Origin of the sequence: Bacillus sp. FJAT-44742, from assembly GCF_002797315.1 — a bacterium.
GTDB classification, from domain to species: domain Bacteria; phylum Bacillota; class Bacilli; order Bacillales; family Marinococcaceae; genus Thalassorhabdus; species Thalassorhabdus alkalitolerans.
On sequence record NZ_KZ454936.1, the window covers coordinates 1,224,366 to 1,246,830 of the forward strand.

Annotated in this window: 19 protein-coding genes and 1 other annotated feature; of the genes, 13 read left to right on the forward strand and 6 right to left on the reverse strand. The window is 39.6% G+C overall.

All coding sequences use genetic code 11. From position 1 onward, the window contains the following. The first annotated feature begins 59 nt into the window (after positions 1-59). Complete coding sequence (locus tag CEF17_RS06165; RefSeq protein ID WP_442857450.1) at positions 60-1,505, forward strand: aldehyde dehydrogenase family protein; 1,446 nt, start codon at positions 60-62, stop codon at positions 1,503-1,505. A 126-nt stretch (positions 1,506-1,631) separates the two neighbouring features. Here the strand turns inward: CEF17_RS06165 and CEF17_RS06170 are convergent, their stop codons facing one another. Together CEF17_RS06170 and CEF17_RS06175 are read right to left on the reverse strand one after the other, a co-directional pair. Next, on the reverse strand, positions 1,632-3,200 hold the full coding sequence (locus CEF17_RS06170) for a BCCT family transporter (protein ID WP_100398759.1): 1,569 nt from the start codon (positions 3,198-3,200) through the stop codon (positions 1,632-1,634). Positions 3,201-3,312: 112 nt separating this feature from the next. Beyond that, the gene (locus tag CEF17_RS06175) at positions 3,313-3,873 is read right to left on the reverse strand and encodes a protein-L-isoaspartate(D-aspartate) O-methyltransferase (protein WP_332835285.1); all 561 of its coding nucleotides are present in this window, start codon (positions 3,871-3,873) and stop codon (positions 3,313-3,315) included. Positions 3,874-4,275: 402 nt separating this feature from the next. Between CEF17_RS06175 and CEF17_RS06180 the strand changes: the two genes are divergently transcribed. From CEF17_RS06180 to CEF17_RS06195, 4 genes are all read left to right on the forward strand, one after another. Then, positions 4,276-5,100, forward strand: a complete 825-nt coding sequence (locus CEF17_RS06180) for a PRD domain-containing protein (RefSeq protein ID WP_100400815.1) — start codon at positions 4,276-4,278, stop codon at positions 5,098-5,100. Between the two features lie 226 nt (positions 5,101-5,326). Continuing rightward, complete coding sequence (locus tag CEF17_RS06185) at positions 5,327-6,700, forward strand: sucrose-specific PTS transporter subunit IIBC (RefSeq protein ID WP_100398761.1); 1,374 nt, start codon at positions 5,327-5,329, stop codon at positions 6,698-6,700. 104 nt (positions 6,701-6,804) lie between these two features. Next, positions 6,805-7,761, forward strand: a complete 957-nt coding sequence (locus CEF17_RS06190) for an aminoimidazole riboside kinase (protein WP_100398762.1) — start codon at positions 6,805-6,807, stop codon at positions 7,759-7,761. Between the two features lie 3 nt (positions 7,762-7,764). Then, positions 7,765-9,219 carry a glycoside hydrolase family 32 protein gene (locus CEF17_RS06195; RefSeq protein WP_100398763.1) on the forward strand — a complete coding sequence of 485 codons (1,455 nt, stop codon included), beginning with the start codon at positions 7,765-7,767 and terminating at the stop codon, positions 9,217-9,219. Positions 9,220-9,410: 191 nt separating this feature from the next. Here CEF17_RS06195 and CEF17_RS06200 read toward each other — a convergent pair whose 3' ends face one another. Continuing rightward, positions 9,411-9,611 (reverse strand): cold-shock protein, encoded by a 201-nt coding sequence (locus tag CEF17_RS06200; protein ID WP_054635849.1) that lies wholly within the window; start codon positions 9,609-9,611, stop codon positions 9,411-9,413. 268 nt (positions 9,612-9,879) lie between these two features. After that, positions 9,880-10,242, reverse strand: coding sequence for a SpoIIAA family protein (locus tag CEF17_RS06205; protein WP_157842947.1), 363 nt, complete (start codon positions 10,240-10,242; stop codon positions 9,880-9,882). Between the two features lie 171 nt (positions 10,243-10,413). Here CEF17_RS06205 and CEF17_RS06210 point away from each other — a divergent pair, with 171 nt between their 5' ends. From CEF17_RS06210 to tyrS, 3 genes are all read left to right on the forward strand, one after another. Further along, positions 10,414-10,704 carry a hypothetical protein gene (locus CEF17_RS06210; RefSeq protein WP_100398765.1) on the forward strand — a complete coding sequence of 97 codons (291 nt, stop codon included), beginning with the start codon at positions 10,414-10,416 and terminating at the stop codon, positions 10,702-10,704. A gap of 198 nt (positions 10,705-10,902) precedes the next feature. Then, positions 10,903-11,415, forward strand: coding sequence for a MarR family winged helix-turn-helix transcriptional regulator (locus CEF17_RS06215; protein ID WP_100400816.1), 513 nt, complete (start codon positions 10,903-10,905; stop codon positions 11,413-11,415). Between the two features lie 14 nt (positions 11,416-11,429). Continuing rightward, positions 11,430-11,653: a binding site (T-box leader), on the forward strand. Between the two features lie 48 nt (positions 11,654-11,701). Then, positions 11,702-12,946, forward strand: a complete 1,245-nt coding sequence (tyrS, locus tag CEF17_RS06220; RefSeq protein WP_100400817.1) for a tyrosine--tRNA ligase — start codon at positions 11,702-11,704, stop codon at positions 12,944-12,946. A gap of 184 nt (positions 12,947-13,130) precedes the next feature. Here tyrS and CEF17_RS06225 read toward each other — a convergent pair whose 3' ends face one another. Both CEF17_RS06225 and CEF17_RS06230 read right to left on the reverse strand, forming a co-directional pair. Further along, positions 13,131-14,270, reverse strand: a complete 1,140-nt coding sequence (locus CEF17_RS06225) for an ABC transporter ATP-binding protein (RefSeq protein WP_100398766.1) — start codon at positions 14,268-14,270, stop codon at positions 13,131-13,133. A gap of 148 nt (positions 14,271-14,418) precedes the next feature. Next, positions 14,419-15,588 carry an ROK family transcriptional regulator gene (locus tag CEF17_RS06230; RefSeq protein ID WP_100398767.1) on the reverse strand — a complete coding sequence of 390 codons (1,170 nt, stop codon included), beginning with the start codon at positions 15,586-15,588 and terminating at the stop codon, positions 14,419-14,421. Between the two features lie 411 nt (positions 15,589-15,999). On the opposite strand from CEF17_RS06230, the gene CEF17_RS06235 reads away from it, so the two are divergent. From CEF17_RS06235 to xylA, 5 genes are read left to right on the forward strand one after another with little or no spacing between them, the layout of a single operon-like run. Further along, positions 16,000-17,223: an ABC transporter substrate-binding protein gene (locus CEF17_RS06235; RefSeq protein WP_198508900.1), complete on the forward strand. Its 1,224-nt coding sequence runs from the start codon at positions 16,000-16,002 to the stop codon at positions 17,221-17,223. Between the two features lie 35 nt (positions 17,224-17,258). Next, positions 17,259-18,194, forward strand: coding sequence for a carbohydrate ABC transporter permease (locus tag CEF17_RS06240; RefSeq protein ID WP_100398769.1), 936 nt, complete (start codon positions 17,259-17,261; stop codon positions 18,192-18,194). Beyond that, complete coding sequence (locus CEF17_RS06245) at positions 18,191-19,021, forward strand: carbohydrate ABC transporter permease (protein WP_232725426.1); 831 nt, start codon at positions 18,191-18,193, stop codon at positions 19,019-19,021. Before CEF17_RS06240 ends, CEF17_RS06245 begins: the two co-directional genes overlap by 4 nt. Before the next feature lie 44 nt (positions 19,022-19,065). After that, positions 19,066-21,087, forward strand: coding sequence for a glycoside hydrolase family 31 protein (locus CEF17_RS06250; protein ID WP_100398770.1), 2,022 nt, complete (start codon positions 19,066-19,068; stop codon positions 21,085-21,087). A gap of 29 nt (positions 21,088-21,116) precedes the next feature. Further along, complete coding sequence (gene xylA / locus CEF17_RS06255; RefSeq protein ID WP_100398771.1) at positions 21,117-22,445, forward strand: xylose isomerase; 1,329 nt, start codon at positions 21,117-21,119, stop codon at positions 22,443-22,445. Positions 22,446-22,465: the final 20 nt, after the last annotated feature.

Sequence of the window (22,465 nt, forward strand, 5' to 3'; positions counted from 1 at the left end):
GGTGTTAAACTAAAAACTTAAATATCTACTATACATTGAAAGGATGAGTCACCTTGACTTTGCACCTAGATCTACAATACATCGATGGAAACTGGAAAGAAGGCAGCAGTGAGAAAACGATAGAAAACAATAATCCTTTCTCAAATGAAAGAATTTCCACTATAAAATCAGCATCTGAAAAAGAGGTAAATGAAGCATATTCTGCAGCAGCCCATGCTCAAAAGGAGTGGGCTGTTTATACACCTGCAGAAAAGCAAGGATACTTTGAAAAACTGCTTCAGGTACTTAAAGAAGAAAAAGATTTGATTACAGAGTGGCTGGTAAAAGAATCAGGCAGTACGAGAATAAAAGCAGAAGCTGAGTTTGGGGCAGCTTATGAAGTAACAAGAGAAGCCCTTTCCTTTCCTTCACGAATGAATGGACAAATTCTACCTTCTAATGTTCCAAATAAAGAGAATTACGTATACCGTCGTCCCAAAGGAGTCGTTGGAGTCATCGGCCCGTGGAATTTTCCGTTCCATCTATCTATGCGCTCTGTGGCACCTGCGCTTGCAGCAGGGAATACAGTCGTTATTAAACCGGCATCAGATACACCAATGACATCAGGACTATTATTTGGATATTTGTTTGAAAAAGCTGGGTTTCCTAAAGGAGTCGTGAATGTGGTGGTCGGCCGGGGCTCTGAAATAGGTGATGCTTTCGTCCAGCATAAGGTGCCTAAACTGATTTCCTTTACAGGTTCCACGGAGGTAGGAAGCCACCTTGCATCCGAGGCAGGAAAGCTTCTAAAAGATACGGCCCTTGAGCTTGGCGGCAATAACGCGATGGTTGTCCTGGGTGATGCAGATGTTGACCGTGCCGTAGACGCGGCTATCTTTGGCAAGTTCCTTCATCAGGGCCAAATTTGCATGGCCCTCAATCGCATTATTGTGGATGCTTCTATTCATGATGAATTCGTAGAGAAATTTGTAAAAAGAGTAAAAGACCTTCCTTATGGAGATCCATCAAATTCATCTACGGTAGTAGGACCGCTGATTAATCACTCACAAGTGGAGCGCATTCAAAATGAAGTAGACCGCAGTGTAAAAGAGGGAGCCAACCTTCTAACCGGCGGATCACATGAAGGAAACGTGTTTGAGCCAACAGTTGTAAGTAACGTGACAAAAGATATGGACATTTTCCAAAATGAATTGTTTGGGCCTGTGGTTTCTATTGTTAAAGTACAGTCAGAGGAAGAAGCCATTGAAACGGCTAATGATACAATTTACGGACTTAGCGGCTCTGTCTTTACAAAGGACCGCTTTCGGGGTATGGAGGTTGCCCGTCAAATTGAAACAGGGATGATCCATGTGAATGATCAATCCGTCAATGACGAGGCCCACGTTGCCTTTGGAGGAGAAAAGGATTCAGGGCTTGGCCGTTTTGGCGGAGTATGGGCTCTAGATAAATTTACTACTGTTCAAACTGTAAGCGTGATGTCTGGCTACAGAGAGTATCCATTTTAATAACAAACCAATGATAAATTTGTTTTTGCAGCGATGTTACGTGTCTGTTGCAGACAATCAAATCAACAAAAAAACCGAGCTGGATTGGTTCATTCCAGCTCGGCTTTTTACGTATAGACATCTTTTTTATTTTCTTACATTGTAGACCCAAGCACGGTCCTGATTCATCATTTTTATAGCAGCATAGATTAACAGGAACTGAATGATAATCACAGGTAAGCCCATAAGCCCCGAAATGACTTCCAGGGGAGCGAGTCCGCCCACTCTCATCAAAATTAAAGCTACTGCCGTAATAATAGCGGCTACAACGATACGCAGAAATTTTGAAGGTTCTGTTTTGCTCATATCTTCTGTACTTGTATAAGCTGCAATCGTGTACGTAGTTGAATCTAGTGTTGTAGTTAAGAAGATTAACGCCACAACCATAAAGATAATCAAAGCCACTTCAGGGAGTGGAAGAGAAGAGAGTATCGCAGGAATCGCCGCCATCTCATCTCCATTTTGCACGATATCAAGGACAGCCACTTCACCAGTCAGGTACTTGTAGACACCAAGTCCGCCAAGAACCCCTGTTGCTGCCCATGAAATGAGTGTGGGAGCAAGGAAATACGTGAGGATCATCTCTTTAATGGTCCGACCACGAGAAATCTTAGCCACAAATACACTGTGAAGCATGGCCCATGTAGCACTGTAGGCAAACCAGAAAACTGTGTTGCTCTGGATGTGACTTACGTCACCGCCGGCCAAGGACTCTGTCATGAAGCTTATTTGCAGATAGTTGGAAAGAAGGAAAGCAACACTTTCCGTAAAGTAATCAAGGATGAAAATTCCAGGACCTGCAAACATGATAAAGAGGGCAAAGGCACCGGCAAGGTACATATTGAATTTACTTAGACGCTTTATTCCTTTTTCGATCCCTACATAGGCACTGATTGAAAATAACAATACCCAGATAATCGTTACTATAAGAGTTAAGCCAAACGTTACCTCGATATCAAGTAAGGCTGATAAATTATAAGTGACAATCGGAGCTCCTAATCCCAGAGTTACAGCTGCACCAGCAAGAATACTAATGAGGAAAATAATATCCAGAATCATTCCCCCAAAACCATCTGTAAATCGGTCTCCGAAAATCGAACGGCAGGCCTCAGAAATCCTCATAAGGGGGCGCTTTCTCACATGTAAAATGTAGCCCATAGCCGGCGCAATCATTACAAAAATTGCAAATACCTGAAAGCTCCACATGAACATACTATAGGCGTTCCCCCACAGGATGGCTTCGGTGGACTGAGGGTCTACACCAAGTGGTGGGTCTATTGCCACGGAGGACCATTCAAGCATGCCTGTCCGCATGAGTGTTGAACCTACCCCCATGGCTACGAGAATAGAAGCATATTCAAAAAGAGTGAACCTGGGCTTTTCTGTGGGATCTCCCAATACGACATTTCCATACTTTGAAAATGATAAATACAGTCCTGCCACAACCAGGATGGCCCCGTACCAGAGATACCCCCAGCTGAATGCCCCGACAATAGAGTCAAACACTGCGTTTAATACTTCAAGAGATCCTTCTTCATTGATTGCAAATGGGATACTGATTGCGATAATGATGAATAAGGCGGGTAAAAATATCTTATAATCTATTAATTTCAGTTTTGAATCATTTTCTGTTTTATTTACTTTCTTCGAACTCATCCAATTTCTCCTTCATTTCTATGATTTATATTCTAAGAGGTAGGAGTATTGAAAACATATAAAAGCTGTCTTACAAGTCAACCTTTGTGTAACTTATAATTAATTATTGATTTCACCCATCAAGGTCATCTTTCTGCTCATATGCGCCTTGAAGCTTAACGAATGCAACGCTTCCTAAAACTGTTGATGAAACGGAGCCATCTGCATCTTTTTCCACCAGAGTGAGCTCCTGACTGTTAGGCGAACCTACAGGGATCACCATTTTTCCACCGGGCGCCAATTGCTCAAGCAATTCCGGCGGTATAACAGACGCTGCAGCTGTGACCATGATCCGGTCAAAGGGAGCCTTTTCTTTCCACCCTGCCCTGCCGTCTCCGAGCTTAAATGTAATGTTTTCAAACCCAGCTTGAGCTAATTTTTCTTTAGCTCGTTCATGGAGAGCTTCAATCCGTTCTACTGTATATACTTCGTTTGAAAAAGCAGCTAATAGATCGGTTTGAAACCCAGATCCTGTCCCTATCTCCAGTACCCGGTGATGGGACTCAAGATCCAGAGTAAGTGTCATTTTCGCTACAAGGGAAGGCTGAGAAATGGTCTGGCCGTGGCCAATGGATACAGCCAGGTCCATGTGTGCCATATCTTTATCTGTATTCATATAAAAGCTTCTATTCATCTGGCGAAAGTATTGGATTATCTTTTTTTCCTGTGAACTCATCTCTCCTCACCCCTTTTTTCTCAAAGTAACCAAGAAGGCAAGCAACCATCTTATCTTTTTTCATTTCCCCAAAACGTAGAACGAAAATCATAGATTTTTCAGGGTATTACCTTCATTTCCTGGTAAAGATAACCATGAAATAGTACCCGTCAGAAAAAGCCGTCAAACTTGCATAATGATCAGGCAGCTGGTTTAATAGTAAATTGATTCATCCATCAACCACCTTTGTTTCTGTATACATAAACTAAGACTTCTTTCTTTTTCAGGGCACCCTTTCAATTGACCTTAATCACTTTATACTGGTAAAATTAAGTCCTTTCACGGTAATATTTCTTATTACTTTTATGGAGGAACAGGATGATGCGTATTTTCAGGATATTAAACAACAATGCTGTTGTGGTTGTAGATGGCCCGCAAGAGAAGATTGTAATGGGGAATGGAATTGCTTTTCAGAAAAGAAAGAATGATATCATTCCAAAGGATAAAATTGAAAAGGTCTTTTTGTTGCAGGAGAAGACGTCAGAAAAATTCCAACAGCTCCTTTCCACCCTGCCGGAAACACATATAGAATTGGCAGAAAGAATTATCAGCTATGCTGAAGGGCATCTGGAAGTCCCTTTAAATGACCATATCCATATTGCTCTTACCGATCATCTTTCATTTGCGTTAGAGAGAATGAGAGAGGGGATCCCAATAAAAAATAAACTGACAAGTGAAATCAAGCTTTTGTACAAAAAAGAATTTGAGGTTGGGGTATGGGCAAAAGAAGAAATTAAGAAGGAACTTGGAATAGAGATTCCGGATGATGAAGCGGCTCATATCGCTCTTCATATTCATACAGCCAAGCCTGAAAATGCTACGATGAGTGATACAATGAAGCAAGCAACAGTGATTCATGATTTTATCGCCCAGGTGGAAAATGAGATGAACCTTGAAATTGATGAAGAGAGCATTAATTATCAAAGATTGATTACCCATTTGAGGTTTGCCTTGAATCGCATGGAGCAGGAAAGCGAATTCGAACCCATTGAAAAAGAGATGGCGGAGCTGATTAAAGAAAAATATGAGAAAGCCTACCACTGTGCTAAGATAGCTGCTGAATACCTGAAGAAGGAATATGGAATTACTTTTCCATCGTCAGAAATAGCGTATCTTTCCCTTCATCTCCAGCGTCTCAAAAAGTAGCAAAATTCTTGGTTTTAGTCTTTTTGTTTCTTCTTGACGGTAGCGCTTTCATGTTGTAAACTAAAAAAAGTTAAACTTCATATCGCAGGATTGTGACTGGTAGTGCAGGCAAGACCTAAATTATGTAAAGGGACACAAGAAGTCTGTCTTTTTTGGACAGGACATGTGTACTTTTATATACTTTAGGTCTTTTTTGTTTGCGAAAAAATACAGGGGAGGGTATAAAATGGATCACAAAAAGATCGCAGAGGATTTAATCCCGCTTTTAGGCGGTGAAGATAATATTATCAGCGGCAGTCACTGCGCGACCCGTCTTCGCTTGGTAATTGATGACGAAAGCAAAATTGACAAAGGTGCCGTTGAAGAGCTTGAAGGAGTAAAAGGGGCTTTTTCCAGTTCCGGGCAATTTCAGATTATATTTGGGACAGGCACAGTAAACAAAGTATTCTCTCATTTTGCTCCTCTTGCAGGTCTTGGATCAGGGGAAAAAGAAGATTCAGGCTCTCATAAGGAAGCTGCTAATAAAAAAATGAACCCGATTGCACGTTTTGCACGGACGCTGTCTAATATCTTTGTTCCGATCATTCCTGCCATAGTGGCATCTGGTATGCTGATGGGTCTCCTCGGATTAATGAGCACGTATAACTGGGTTGATGAGGACACTGCTTTATTTATAATGCTCGATATGTTTTCCTCCGCAGCCTTCATCATCTTGCCCATATTAATCGGCTTTAGTGCGGCAAAAGAGTTTGGTGCAACCCCGTATCTTGGGGCCGTTATCGGCGGAATAATGACGCATCCTGAACTGCTCAACCCATGGGGTCTTACAGATGCTCAGCCGGAAACTATGGACTTCTTTGGCATCGGAGTTGAAATGCTTGGTTATCAGGGGACGGTAATACCGGTTCTCTTAGCTATTTATGTCATGGCGAAAATTGAGAAAGTTTTGCGCAGAATCGTTCCAAACGTAGTAGATTTACTGCTTACGCCATTCTTAACAGTCATTTTAACCGGATTCTTTACTTTACTATTTATCGGCCCTCTTGGTCGTATTCTCGGTGATGCGATTACAGGAGCACTAGGGTTTCTTTATGAGACCGCTGGGCCTGTAGCAGGCTTGATATTTGGAGGCTTGTACTCTACCATTGTGTTAACTGGTGTTCACCACAGCTTCCATGCAATAGAAGCCGAGCTCCTTACTCAGATTGGAGGAAATTACCTGCTTCCAATCTGGGCGATGGCAAATGTTGCCCAAGGCGGGGCCACGTTGGCTGTCTTCTTTAAGACAAAAAACAAGAAAACAAAAGAAGTTGCTGTTCCAGCTGCTGTATCTGCGTTTCTTGGTGTTACGGAACCTGCTATCTTTGGGGTTAACTTAAAGCACCGCAGACCATTCATTGGTGCGGCGATCGGGGGTGCCCTAGGCGGAGCATATGTCGTCTTCACACAAGTAATGGCAAATGGTATCGGTTTAACAGGACTACCAATGTTTGCTATTGCCCAGGACCCTATTAATTATGGCATTGGGGTAATTGTTGCTCTTATTGGTGCCATAATTGCTACCCTCCTGCTCGGATGGGATGATGAACCAAATAAATAAGTATTGTTTGAGGCACAACCTCGGCAGGCCTCTTGTGGCTTGCCCGGGTTGTGCTTTTATTAATAAAAAGGTGTAATAGTAAATAATTTCAGGAGGTTAACAAATTGAAAAAAGGGATTGTATCACTTGGTGAGGCGTTAATTGATTTTATTCCTCTTGACAAGGAGAATGTGAACTTTCAAAAAAGCCCAGGAGGCGCACCTGCCAACGTTGCAGTAGGACTGGCTCGTCTGGGAGCAAAATCAACGTTTGTGGGGAAAGTCGGGGATGATGTATTAGGTCGTTTTTTACAGGAGACACTCAGCGAGTACGGAGTAAGAACAGATCATATGCTTCTTTCAGCGGATGTACGAACCGGGCTTGTTTTTGTGACAAACACGGAAGACGGGGAACGGAGCTTTGATTTTTATATTAATCCGAGTGCAGACCGTTTTTTGAAGCCTGAAGAAATTTCAGAAAGGGACTTACATAATCATAAAATTCTTCATTTTGGCTCGATCTCCATGATAAGCAATCCGGCAAAACAGGCCATTATTCATGCTGTCGAACTTGCCAAACAGAAAGGATTGATCATTTCCTATGATCCAAACCTTCGGTTAGGGCTTTGGGACTCTGAACAGCAGGCAAAAGATACGATCATATCCATGCTCGGTAAGGCTGATGTCCTAAAGATCTCAGAGGAAGAGCTTGAATTTATTACAGGTGAGAAAGATATAGATACTGGCGTCGAAAAGTTATCCCAATATCACATCCCGTTAATTGTGGTGACCTTAGGTGCTGAAGGCAGCTATGTATTTACACAGGATGGGAAGGCTCATGTAGACGCTCTGAAAGTCAAAGCTGTGGATACAACAGGCGCCGGAGATGCTTTTGTTTCCGGAATGCTCTATTCATTGAACGAACATGAAGGATCCGTTGACTCCATAACGCTACCTGAAGCTGTTACCATGGCAAGATTTGCATCGGTTTCCGGAGCACTCGCGGCATCTACCAAAGGTGCAATGACCGCACTTCCTGTTCTGGAAGAAGTAAAGAAACATCTGAAGAAAGCGGGGATGTAAGGAATGACTCGTGATGAGCAACTGCGAAAAGAGGCTGCAGAAGCTGTAAGTGAACACAAGAATACAGTCGTTAGTGACCCGTACCGCCTTCACTACCACGTGATGCCTCCTGTTGGCCTGCTGAATGACCCAAACGGCTTTATACAATGGAAAGGTACCTACCACCTTTTCTATCAATGGATGCCATTTAAAACAGGACACGGAGCTAAATTCTGGGGCCATTACTCTTCAACAGACCTTGTCCATTGGAAGGAAGAAGAAATTGCCCTGGCCCCTTCTGAATGGTTTGAAAAAAATGGCTGCTATTCTGGTAGTGCGATTGAGCATAAGGAAAAGATATATGCCTTTTATACCGGGAATGTAAAGGATGAAGAAGGGAATCGAGAGTCTTATCAATGTCTGGCCGTTTCAGATGATGGCCTTACTTTTGAGAAAAAAGGACCGGTCATTGAGGTGCCGAAAGGATATACGGCTCATTTTCGGGATCCGAAGGTATGGGAGCAGGGTGACAGGTATTATATGGTCGTCGGAGCTCAGACAGAGGACCTGAAAGGAGCTGTGGCTCTTTTTAGCTCTGACAATCTAACCGAATGGACTCACGAAGGAATTCTTGCCGGAGGAGATAAAGGAAGGATAAAGGACTTTGGCTATATGTTTGAATGCCCTGACCTTTTTTCCCTGGATGACCAGGATATGCTTATCTTCTCCCCGCAAGGGTTAGAGGCAGAAGGCATGAAATATCAAAACGTCTACCAGGCAGGCTACGTTATCGGGAAATTTGATCCTGAAACCTCTTCCTTTGACCATGGTGAGTTTGAAGAACTGGACCGGGGATTCGACTTTTATGCGCCTCAGACCACTGTTGACGCAAAGGGACGAAGAATCTTATTTGCATGGATGAGTGTTCCTGACCAGGATGAACAGGCTCACCCGACGGTAGATTATAAATGGCTCCATATTATGACTCTTCCAAGAGAGTTGACGATTGTAGATCACAAGGTTATTCAAAAGCCGGCAAGAGAGCTTGAAGAGCTGCGTGAAGGAAGTGGTGTAATACACCAGGCACAGCTGAACGGGGAGACGATCTTTTTACCAGAAATAAACGGTAATACGATAGAATTAATGCTTGAGGATATAGTCATTGAAAAGGGCTGGTTTGAAATAAACATCAATGGAGCTGCTCGTTTGGTTTACTCCTCGGAACAACAATTGGTTACCCTTGAGAGAAAAAGCTACGTGGACGGCACCATGGAGAGACGCCAGTGTCACTTAAATGATTTGGAATCCTTACAAGTATTTGTTGACACCTCTTCTATTGAAGTATTTATCAATGAGGGAAGGGAAACTTTTTCGGCAAGATTTTATCCGGATCCAAAGAATAGTGAGATCACTTTCGGCTCCAGTCACAAATGCAGCTTTGCCGTGAGAAAATGGGACCTCAAAAAGGTCTTCTCCTGACTTTTATTATGCTGTAAGGAAATATTGGTATAGCGGTCTTTCTTATCAAAAGAAGGGCCGTTTTTTCTTTGAATATGGAGTAAAAAGGTGAAGGCTTTTCATAGGATAGGGAAAGCCATAGGGCGTAGTTGTTGTCCAAAATAGAGACACAAAAAAGACGCTGCCGGTAAGCAGCGTCTTTGTGAATTTAATTATTGTTTTTCAACGTTACCCGCTTGTGGTCCACGTTGTCCTTCTACAACTTCAAATGTTACGTTTTGTCCCTCTTCAAGAGTTTTGAATCCGTCGCCTTGGATAGCAGAGAAGTGTACGAATACATCGTCAGCACCTTCACGCTCAATAAAACCAAATCCTTTTTCTGCATTAAACCATTTAACTGTACCTTGTTCCATGGAAAAAATCCTCCTAGTGCTTTTAAGCACGATAATTCTTAAACTTGCTCTACTTGGTGTTAAGACGAAGCGGGTTACCCTTTTTCTTCTTGAAGCAGTGAACAATCTTAAGTAATAATAGCTTACCATTATCCTGAACTAAATACAAGCTCTATGAAAAAATCCTATGATTATAAATGTTAGGAAAAATTTACAGGAGTGTGAGCCCATTAGTGAGGATCATCTAAAAAGATAGGAAAGCGGGAGGACTTTTCGTCTCACCGCCTGCCTACTCAGCGATCCATTCCTTTGCTTTTTCCTGCTCTGATAAAGTAAATCGACGGATATCCGTGTCGCTTGCCATATCCACAATTTTAGAAACAGCATCAAAGAGCTTCTGGTCTTCATCACCTACGAGGCCCAACTTTTCAATATAACCCAGATGATCTTTTAAAAAACTGATCCGGCTTTCTATCGTAGTAACTTTCCGAAACACAAAGTGGGGAAGAACAATCATGAGCCGGACATTTTCATACTTATTAATACGGGATTTAACAGTTTCGGCTACCTGCTGGAATTCTTCTTCGGTAAGTGTTTCCTGGGCCTCAAAGGCCACAATCTCTTTCTCACTTATGGGAAGCTCTTTAATCATGTGCCTCACCTCCGCGAAGTAGTGTCCTTTTATAATACCCGTTCCATCGGACACAATAATCGGATGATTAAGAGAGAAACAATTCATGATTTAAGCAGATTGAGGGAAGGGTGTATCTTTTATAGGAATAGTTAAGGGGGTATAGAGCATAAGGAGGAGAGGTAGGATGTTATGTTTGAAAAAGTGAAATTTAGTGCCTGGACGTTGGTTTTTATTGGCGCGATAATGCTCATCATTGACTTTGAGGCAATGTGGATGTACGCATTGAGCGCCATGATCGTTGGTATTATCTTGCATGTCATCGCTTCACTTGTCGTAAAAAAAGACAAGCCTTTATTATGCAGAGTGGGTTTCCATAACTATGAACACAAGGGTTATGATCAGGAATTGAAGTCTGTTCGTGTGTATGTTTGTAAAAGATGCGGGTATCAAAAGAAGGCAATGCTGGGGGGAGCAGGATGAATAAGGGGAGGGGGGCCCTTTAAGAAGAGGGTCCTTTCTTTTATCTCCTCAGTTTGTATAAACATGGTCACCATTTTATAACAATTAGAGAAAGTAAAAAATTATTGAGAAAAGATTTTTTATGTTGTTATTGTCACCTGCAAATGTTTTTGCTAAAATCGTTTCATAGCTAATGATTATGAAAACGAGGTGGTCGTCATCCATTCTTTTGATAATGATAGTGAATTGCTTCCGGAAGAAATTGATACGATCAATCATTTAACGAAACTGCCTATCGAATCATTACATTTAGAATCTATCGCAGTGGTTACAAATATTTATCGGATTGCACAGGGCTTGAGAAATAAAATGGAGCGTGAAGTCCTTGCAGATTACGGACTCTCCTGGACTGCGTTTTCCATCCTTTATGATTTGTGGGTATGGAAAAGCGTTGAAACAAAAAGAGCTGCAGAACTTTCAGCAGTGAGCAAAGCGACGGTTAGCAACATAACGAAAACACTGGAGAAAAAGGATCTTTGCCAGCGAAGTACAGATAATCGCGACAGACGCATTACGTACCTTTCGATCACCGAAAAGGGAAGGGAAGTCATGCAGGAGCTATATCCTCGCTTTCACCAGGGAGAGGTCGAGATTGTCAGTAGTTTACGGGAAGAGGAAAAAAAGCAAGTCTCTGAACTGTTGCGAAAAGTAATTAAAGAGAACAACTTTTAAGTAAAAGTAAATATAAAAAATCGATGATAGGAACTTAGTAGTAGTCTACCTCCCTGTTGCAGAGAGTCAGTGGCTGGTGTGAACTGACATAAAGGCAGCTATGAATTACCTCCTTGAGATGTCTTTGTGAATGTACAGCAGCAAAGAACGGGTGATACCGTTAAGGAAATGAGTGGAAGAGCAGTTCATGCTCTTCAAAAAGGGTGGTACCGCGTACAACAATAACCACGTCCCTTTAGCAGGGGCGTGGTTTTTTTATATTTTATTTAGAGAAAGGAAGACGATGATGAGTACAAGTAAAAAGCAATTAACAGAAGATCAGGCAAGAGAAGTCCAAAGACAATTAGATCTTTACGTGCAGGGAGTTCGTGAGATTATACCAACCGAAGAGCTGGAAAACAAATTGTTGAAATCAATTGTTGAAGGCAAGCCATTAAAAATTAAGCTTGGATTAGATCCTTCGGCTCCAGATGTTCACCTTGGCCACACGGTGGTACTTAATAAAATCAGGCAGTTTCAAGAGAATGGCCATACCATTCAGCTCATTATTGGTGATTTTACTGGAAAAATCGGAGATCCTACAGGGAAGTCTGTTGCCAGAACGCAGTTGACCGATGAAGGAGTACGACAAAATGCAAAAACGTACTTCGAACAATTTGGAAAAGTAATTGATATGGAGAAAGTAGAACTTCACTATAATTCAAAATGGCTCAGTCCCTTACAATTTGAAGAGGTGATCAACCTGGCCGGGAAGGTCACTGTTGCCCAGCTCCTTGAACGAGACGATTTTGAGGAGCGTATGGCATTTCGTAAACCGATCTCCCTTCATGAATTTTTCTATCCGGTCATGCAAGGATATGATTCTGTCATTTTAGAAAGTGATATAGAACTTGGGGGAACCGATCAACACTTTAATGTTCTTATGGGCAGGCACTTTCAAGAAAGGTTTAATAAAGAACCTCAGGTAGCGATGTTAATGCCTTTATTGGAAGGCCTTGATGGTGTAGAAAAGATGTCAAAGTCAAAGAAAAACTACATTGGTATTGATGAAAGTCCAAATGAAATGTACGGAAAAGCAATGTCCATTCCAGATGAGTTGCTCAACAAATACTTTGAACTCATTACAAACTTATCCCCAGCTGAGGTTGAAACGATAAAAAACGAGGTACAGTCAGGGGAGCTTCACCCAAGAGATGCCAAGATGCTATTAGGAAAAACGGTTGTTGAGATGTATCACGGAAGGGAAGCAGCTGAACAGGCAGAGGGGCACTTTGTCTCTGTCTTTCAACAAGGAAAAACACCAGAAGACATTCAAGAATATGAATGGGAGGGCAACGCCGAAGTGTCCGTAATAGATCTACTTGTTCAGCTGGATCTTTTGAAATCTAAAAGTGAAGCCCGGCGTATGATTGAAAATAGAGGTGTCAAGGTGGATGGGAACAGAATAGAAGATACGGGAGCTGTTATTACCTTGAGTAATGGCTTAATCGTACAAGTAGGAAAACGTAAATTTGCTAAAATAAAATTATAATCGAGGGGAAGGTACAACGTTTTGTTGTACTTTTTTTTGATAATTTCTTCTTGGGGAACTTTTAAAATATTACATGGAAGTATAGCTTATTCTATTGATTCTAATCTAGCTAAATAAAAAGACCCAAGTGATCTTTTCTTGGGTCTATCTTAATAAACGTAATCTTTTAAAGAAAAGGTTATGGTTAACCGCTTATAGCTGATTTTTTTTCTTCTTCATTGGAAGTGTAAGTAAGCCTTTCTTCTGTATCAGGATGGAAGAAATGTACTTTATGCATATTGAAAGCAACCTCTAATTTACTGCCACTAGCGATATCCGTTCGGGAATCAATCTTTGCAATCAATTTTTGGCCGCCTATGGTACTGTTAAGTAATGTTTCTGCTCCATTCATCTCTGCGACCTCAATATCTAAAGTGATCTTTGAATCTGGTGAAGAATCGATAAATAAAAGCTCATCATGAACATCTTCAGGTCTTATCCCTAAAATCAATTTATTATGTGGCAAAGATTCTTGTTTTAATTGCTTAAGCTTTCCTTCTGGAATAGTTATTTCTGTGTTTTCTGTTACAAATTTGTTATTTTTTAATGTTCCCTCAATGAAATTCATAGCCGGAGAGCCTATAAATCCACCAACAAATACATTTATTGGTTTTTCATAAACCTCTTTTGGAGTACCTACTTGTTGGATAACTCCATCCTTCATTATGACTATCCGACTTGCCATAGTCATTGCTTCCGTCTGGTCATGGGTTACATATATCGTTGTAGATTGAAGGCGTTGATGGAGCTTAATTATTTCAGCACGCATTTGCACGCGTAGTTTTGCATCAAGGTTTGAAAGCGGCTCATCCATAAGGAAAACTTGGGGATCTCGTACAATTGCCCTTCCAAGCGCAACTCTTTGTCGTTGTCCTCCAGATAAAGCTTTTGGTTTTCTATTCAAATAGTCTTTTAAACCTAGAATGTCTGCTGCATTATCCACTCGTTCTTTAATTTCTTTTTTGCTAAACTTTCGAAGCTTCAGACCAAAGGCCATATTATCATATACACTCATATGAGGATAAAGAGCGTAATTTTGGAAGACCATAGCTATATCTCTGTCTTTAGGAGGGATATCATTCATTCGCTTTCCATTTATAACCAAGTCTCCATTACTAATATCCTCGAGCCCAGCAATCATTCTTAATGTAGTAGATTTTCCACAGCCTGATGGACCAACGAAAACAATAAATTCTTTATCTTCTATATCCAAATTAAAATTTTCTACAGCTGTGACATCTCCACCGTAAATTTTATAAATCTCATTAAGTTTGATTTTAGCCATATTCTCACTTCCTTTTTAAAGTGTAAGTATGTTTCTAGTATAAAATCAATGTAAGCGTTTTAATATATTACATCTGCATCAAAATAAGTTTCATAGTTTGTGCAGGTTGTATAACAGAAAGGTGAACTACTTTAGTACATATGACGTTTTATACTACTGTAACTTTGTTAGCGGATAAAAAACGTTCTATTGCAAAAGCAGAAGACCCTAAAGCGCATGAATATATACCTTGATTTGAGAAGGTAACAGAAGTAGTCTCATAAAAATATGGAAGAAGCCTTTGCTGTAATACCAGTTTTATAGGATTTTGCAACCATTTCTCTAGTTTTGAGAACCTATTTCCAATGATAATCTGTTCAGGATTAAAAGAATTAATTATATTAGCTAATCCTATCCCAACGAATTCACCAACTTGAGAGAAAGTATTGATTACCTCCATATTTCCTTGTTGAGCTTTCTTAATTAGTACCTCTAATGTAAGCTCTTCGTCTGAAAAGTGAGGGTTTAATCTGTTGATTATTGCACTTTCTGAGCTATAAAGTTCCCAACATCCTTTATTCCCGCATTCACATCGTTTACCGTTAGATTCAATTGTAAAGTGACCTACTTCACCAGAGATTCCTAAAGCCCCTCTATATAACTGATCTCTTATAACTACACCCGCTCCTATCCCTACCCCGATGCTTACGTAAATTAAATTTGAAGAGTCTCTCCCTCCACCATAAATTTTCTCTCCGTGAGCTCCTGCATTTGCTTCATTCTCAATTGTTATTGGTACGTTAAAATGTTCTTCCAGATATTCTTTTAAATGTACGCCATGCCAATCGAGGTTAGGAGCAAAAAGGATTCTTCCTTCATTGTTAATAATTCCAGGTACTCCAACTCCAATACCAATAATTCCGTAGGGTGAGTCTGGAGATTTTACTCCAATAGATTCAATTAAGCTTTTTAATTGTTGGAACACAGCTGCTGGTTCTTTATCAGTAATAGTAATTTCTTCTCTTTCAAGAATGTTTCCTTGTAAGTCAGTAAGAATAGCAAGAGCATAATTAACACCAAGATCAATTCCAATTGAGAAGCCTGCGTTTTTATTAAAGTAGAGCATAACAGGTTTACGACCACCACTGGATATGCCAGACCCTATTTCTTGAACGAATTGTTCTTCTAATAATTCGCTAACAAGGCTGGAAACAGTAGCTTTATTTAAACCTGTTAACTTAGAAATTTGAGCTCGAGATATAGGACTATTATTTTGGATCTTATTTAATACGATAGATTTATTTATTTTTTTTACAAGGCTGTGATCTCCCGTTTTCATAGGTATCCCTCCTGTAACAACAATTTTGGCAAAAAGTAGCATGAATTTGAAAAAATTGAAAAATAATTTATAAGTTTAAAGTAATAATACCTTAAACATTACGGAATTATCAATAAACTTAGTTTAATAATATAACAAAGTTATAGGTGTTTTCTATTAGTTTAAAAGCAATGCATTAGAGTTAAGAATAATTTAACAACAACAAAAGTTATATATTCTAGGAAAAAACTGCTCAATAAATAACTAAATATTGAAAAAACTATTTACATAAGCCTAGACTATAAGTTAAACTTCAATTAGTTTATATAGTAAACAAACTAATGGAATTGAAGGACAGTGTCTATAATTTTTTAATTACTTTATTAAAGGATGGTGTGTTTTTTGAAAGCGTCTACAAAAAAAATAGGAGTTTTGACAGTTTCAAGTTTAGTATTATTGGCAGGCTGTGGAAACGGAGCGGAAGAAGGTAGTACTGGTAATGAGGATAATGGCCAAATTACCTTGACTGTTTGGGACTATTTTGAGAACGATGCTGCCCATGGTAGACAACAAATTGAGTTGCTTGAAGCATATGAAGAAGAAAACCCCCACATAACCTTTGAACGTACTTATGTACCAAATGCAGATCTTAATCAACGTATATCACAAGGAATAGCAGGTAATCAATTACCAGATATAGTCTTAGTAGATAATCCTGCTCACCAAGCGTTTGCTGAAGCTGGTGCTTTTGCAGATATTACAGAGGAAGTGGAAGAGTGGGGAGAGGCGGAACATTATTATGAAGGAGCATGGGAATCTACTATATTTGATGGAAGAAACTATGGGATCCCTAATAATAGTAATGCATTAGCTCTTTTTTATAATGTTGATATGTTAGAAGAGGCTGGTATTACTGAACCTCCTGATACTTGGGAAGAACTGGAAGAGGTAGCTAGTCAGTTAACCACTGATGACAGGTACGGTTTCGCATTTAGTGCTGTAAGAGATGAACAAGGCACCTTCCAATACCTTCCTTTTCTTTGGCAGGCAGGAGCGGATCTAGACAGCTTGTCTAGTCCAGAGGCTATATCTTCTATGGAGCTTCTGCAACAAATGATCGATGAAGGATCAATGTCTGAAAACGTAATTAACTGGGATCAACAAGATTTAAGAACTCACTTCCAGCTTGAAAACGTGGCCATGATGGTTAATGGCCCTTGGCAAGTTCCAAATATAAGAAATGAGGCTGAAGATTTAAATTGGGACGTAGTTACTATGCCTGCAGGAAATCAGGAAGCGTCCATCCTGGGTGGCGAAAATTGGGCGATTACTTCGGCATCTGAACATAAAGAAGAGGCTTGGGAATTTCTAAAGTATACTCAACAGCCAGAAATTTTAGGACCAACTCATGAGGATGGAGGGCGATTACCAAGCAGAGTAGATGTAGGCGATGACGATGATTACATTTGGAATCAAGATGAGCAATTAAGAGTCTTTATAGATCAGCTAGAAACGGCTCAACCAAGGGCATACGGAAGCAACTATCCTGAAATTTCAACAATCATTCAAGAATCACTTCAAAGATCTTTAATGGGGGAAGATGTTGAGGAAGTCTTAAATGAAGCAGATGAACGCGTTACTCCTTTGTTACCTTAACCAAGTACCACATTGTCACTATAAGGAGGGTAAAGATGGAAAAAAGAGTAACTCAACTTGGAAGGAGCAAAAATTTGCTTCTTCCAAGGTTGATTTTTAAAAAAAGCTTATTTAAGTATTTGTTTCTTTTACCAGCTCTATTATATGTCTTGATATTCATGATTTACCCTATCGCCTATAACATAATACTTAGTTTTCAAGATGTAACCTTAATGAATTTAGGAGCTGGTGGATCATTTATTGGAATTGAAAACTATGTACAAGTATTACAGAACCCTTTATTCTTAGCAGCTTTAGGTAACACGCTCATTTATACAGTTTCTTGTATCGTATTGCAGTTTGGGATCGGATTTTTGTTAGCTTTGTTTTTTAATCAGGATTTCCCTTTTAGAAACTTTTTTCGTTCTATATTATTGTTAGCCTGGATGACACCAATGGTTATAACAGGGACATTGTTTACTTGGCTGTTAGATGTTGATTACGGAATTATCAATTACTTACTAATACAATTGGGGTTCATTGATCAATCGGTTAATTGGTTAGGACAGCAAAGTACAGCTCTGTTTGCAGTGATAGTAACGAATGTTTGGATAGGGATACCTTTTAACATGATCTTAATCCTGGCAGCGCTTCAATCCTTGCCAAAAGATATCTATGAAGCAGCTAGAATAGACGGGGCTTCAAAAATAAGATCATTTTTCTCTCTTACATTGCCACTGTTAAAACCTTCTCTATTAGTAATTCTTGTACTAGGTATTATCTATACCTTTAAAGTGTTTGATTTAATTTTAATAATGACTGGCGGCGGTCCTGTAAATTCAACTTATGTTCTACCTTTTTATGCATATGAATTGGCTTTTGTAAATTATGAATTTAGTCTAAGTGGGGTAGTATCAACTGTTATATTAGTCATTTTAACTTTTGTGGCTCTAATCTACATCTATTTAAGTAGAAAGGAGGAGACAGAGTGAAGAAATATACACCTAAACAATATTTGTTATTTGTAGCAGCAATATTTATAACAGGTATTTTTCTCTTCCCAATTTACTGGATGATTGCCACTTCCGTTAAACCATCATCAGATATATTTGCTATCCCTCCAGTCATTATTCCTGACACTCTTGATTTCAGTGCTTATATAAACAACGTGATTGAAGATCAAAGTGTTCTAATGTATTTGCGCAATTCTTTCATAGTAGCTATAGGAACTACCACTTTGACTCTCTTGCTAGCTCTTCCTGCTGCGTATGCGATGGCAAGATACAGGTTAAAAGGGACTGGAGCATTTTTGCTTATCCTTCTTGTCACGCAAATGGTTCCTGGAATCATGATGGCAATGCCGTTGTTTATTTTCTTCAGTAATATGAATTTACTCAATAGCTTTCCAGCTTTAATACTAGGCAACACTACAATAGCGCTCCCATTTGCTGTATTAATCATGAGACCATTTTTTCTCTCAATCCCTAAAGGCCTTGAAGAATCTGCTCTCATTGATGGTTGTAACCGTTTTACAGCATTTATAAGAGTTGTGTTACCACTGACGGGTCCCATGCTCTTAACCGTTGGGACATTTAGCTTCTTATTTGCTTGGGGAGATCTAATTTTTGCATTAACGCTTACTTCAGATGAAAGTGTTCGACCTTTAACAGTAGGAATTACTCAGTTTATAGGACAATATGGAACACAGTATGAAAGCTTAATGGCTGTGGCCACTGTAGCAGCGCTTCCGATAATCATATTGTTTATAGCAATGCAAAAGTACATTGTTAGCGGTATTACAGCTGGATCTGAAAAGTGATAACTCACCTTTTACTACCATACAAAATATTGGAGGTATAGAAATTGAACAATTACTTTAAAGTAGAAAATCAAAGGCTAGTCAGGTTATATGACAGTGAGAAGCTCTGGGTAGAACCGTGGGGAGAAAATAGTTTTAGAGTGCGTGCCACTCATATGGAGGCCATGCAAAATGAAAATTGGGCATTGCTTCCTCCTGAAGACTTTGAGGCAGATATTAGAATTTATGAAGAGAAAGCGGTAATAAAGAATGGAAAAATCAGTGCTGAAATTACAAACGGCGGAAAAATAACTTTCTTTAATAGTAAAGGAGAAATACTTTTAGAAGAATTCGTACGAAAAAGGGATAAAAGAGATGATGTCAAGGAGTTTAAAAGTGCCTTAAATATTGAAGCTAGAGAATTCAAGCCAATCCTCGGTGGAGATTACCAGTTAACTCTTCGGTTTGAGTCGGACCCAAATGAAAAAATCTTTGGAATGGGTCAGTATCAGCAATCAAATTTAGATTTAAAGAATTGTACGTTAGAGCTAGCTCATAGGAATTCTCAATCAACAGTACCTTTTGCCTTATCTAGTCTAGGTTATGGTTTTTTATGGAACAATCCAGCTATTGGGAAAGTTACTTTTAGTAAAAATATCACTGAGTGGTTTGTCCAATCAACGAAACAGTTGGATTTCTGGATTTCCTCTGGTGACACTCCAGCAGAGATAGAAAAACAGTATGCAAAAGCCACAGGAACCGTTCCTATGATGCCTGATTATGCGATGGGCTTTTGGCAATGTAAATTACGTTATCAAACACAAGAAGAGTTGTTAAATGTTGCTAGAGAGTATAAAAGAAGAAACCTTCCTATTTCAGTGATCGTTATAGATTATTTTCATTGGACAAATCAAGGAGACTGGAAGTTTGATTTAGATTACTGGCCTGATCCTGATGGGATGATCCAAGAGTTAAAAGAGATGGATATTGAATTAATGATTTCAATTTGGCCGACTGTAGATAAAACTAGTGAAAATTATGAAGAGATGCTTCAAAAAGGGTTGCTTGTTCGAACTGATAGAGGAATTAGAACAACCATGGATTTTCTAGGGAATACGGTATTCTTTGATGCAACAAACCCAGATGCAAGGAAATATGTTTGGGAAAAAGCAAAGAAAAACTACTACGATAAGGGTACTAATCTATTTTGGTTAGATGAAGCTGAACCAGAATACTCTATATATGATTTTGATAACTATAGGTACCATAAAGGTCCAAATGTTCAGGTAGGTAATATTTATCCGGCTATGTACGCTAAAACTTTTTTTGACGGAATGAAAGAAGAAGGTCATGAAGGGATTATTAATTTAGTAAGGTCTGCCTGGGCGGGAAGTCAACGATACGGAGCTTTAGTCTGGTCAGGTGACATAGATTCAAGTTTTAAATCTCTTAGAAACCAGTTTTCTATTGGATTGAACATGGGCTTAGCCGGTATACCGTGGTGGACCACAGACATAGGAGGATTTCATGGAGGTTACCCAGATGACCCTTCTTTTAGAGAATGTATTGTTCGTTGGTTTCAATTTGGAGCATTCTGTTCTGTATTCAGGCTTCATGGAGATAGAGAACCTCATTCCGAACCATTAGGCACTAGCGGTGGAGGTCTCAGGGATAGTGGCTCTGATAATGAAGTTTGGAGCTACGGAGAGGAAGCATATAACATATTCAAAAAGTATATGACCATCAGAGAGAACCTTCGTCCTTATATCACTAAGTTGATGGATGAAGCACATCAAGATGGAACACCACCGATGAGGCCACTTTTCTATGATTTTCCAAAAGATAAAGAAGCATGGGACATAGAAGATACTTATATGTTTGGGCCAGATCTTCTAGTAGCACCTATTTTTTATGAAGGTGAGCGTTCAAGGAAGTTGTATTTGCCAGAAGGACAGGTTTGGAAAGACGTAAACACTCATAAAACCTATGAAGGTGGACAATTTATAGAATGTTCTGCCCCGCTAGAGTCTATACCAGTTTTTCTAAGAGAAGGGTCCGAGTTATCAGTAAATCTTTTTGAAGAATAAAAATATTACGTCACTAAGAGGTGTGAGAAATGGATTATTTTAAAAATATAGAAAAAATAAAATATGAAGGAATGAACAGTAATAACCCTCTTGCCTTTAAGCACTATAATCCTGATGAATTAATCGCAGGAAAAACAATGAAGGAACTTCTTCGTTTTTCAGTTGCCTACTGGCATACATTTACCATGGATGGCTCCGATCCATTTGGATCTCCTACCATGCAGCGACCATGGGATCAATATAGTGGGATGGATCAGGCTAAAGTTAGAGTTGAAGCAAACTTTGAATTCATCGATAAGCTTGGCTTTGATCACTTTGCTTTTCATGATGTAGATGTGGCTCCAGAAGGAAGTAACTTAAAAGAGTACAATCAAAATCTTGATGAAATTGTTAGTCTTCTAAAAAAACAAATGAAAGCCCAGAATGTTTCTTTACTATGGAATACTTCCAATATGTTTAGCCACCCCCGCTTTATGTTTGGGGCAGCTACGTCAAACAATGCTGCTGTTTATGCTCATGCAGCAGCTAAAGTAAAAAAGCAATTAGAGATAGCAAAAGAGCTTGATGCAAAAAATTATGTATTCTGGGGCGGGCGTGAAGGTTACGAAACACTTCTTTATACAGATACAAAATTTGAGCTTGATAACCTGGCGCGTTTTTATCATATGGCAGTTGATTACGCGAAAGAAATAGGTTATGACGGTCAATTTTTAATAGAGCCAAAGCCTAAAGAACCAACAAAGCATCAGTATGATTTTGATACGGCTACAACTTATGCTTTTTTACAGCACTATAATCTGACAGATCACTTTAAAGTTAACATTGAAGCCAATCATGCAACGTTGGCAGGCCATACATTTGAACATGAATTACGATATGCTAGAGAGCACGGTATCCTAGGCTCTGTAGATGCCAATCAAGGAGACATGCTTTTAGGATGGGACACTGATGAATTCCCATCTGACATTTACAGTGCTGTGTTAGCAATGTATGAGATACTCAAAAACGGAGGTTTAGGTAACGGGGGACTCAACTTTGACGCCAAAGTTCGTCGACCTTCTTTTGAACCGATTGATCTCGTGCATGGACATATCGTAGGAATGGACACTTTTGCCTATGGCTGCAAGGTTGCTCAACGATTAATAGAAGATCAAGTCTTTGAAAATATCATTGCTAAGCGTTACTCTAGCTTCGAGGAAGGAGTTGGAAAAGCTATCATCGAAAATAAAGTTTCCTTTAAGGAACTTCAAGAGTATGCAATGGAGAACACTATTAAAAATGAATCCGGACATCAGGAAATGATAAAAGGAATATTGAATCAATATATTCTGCAAGCTGGAGTGCCGGCAAAGGTGTAAAACAAAGCAGGAGCTGCAGG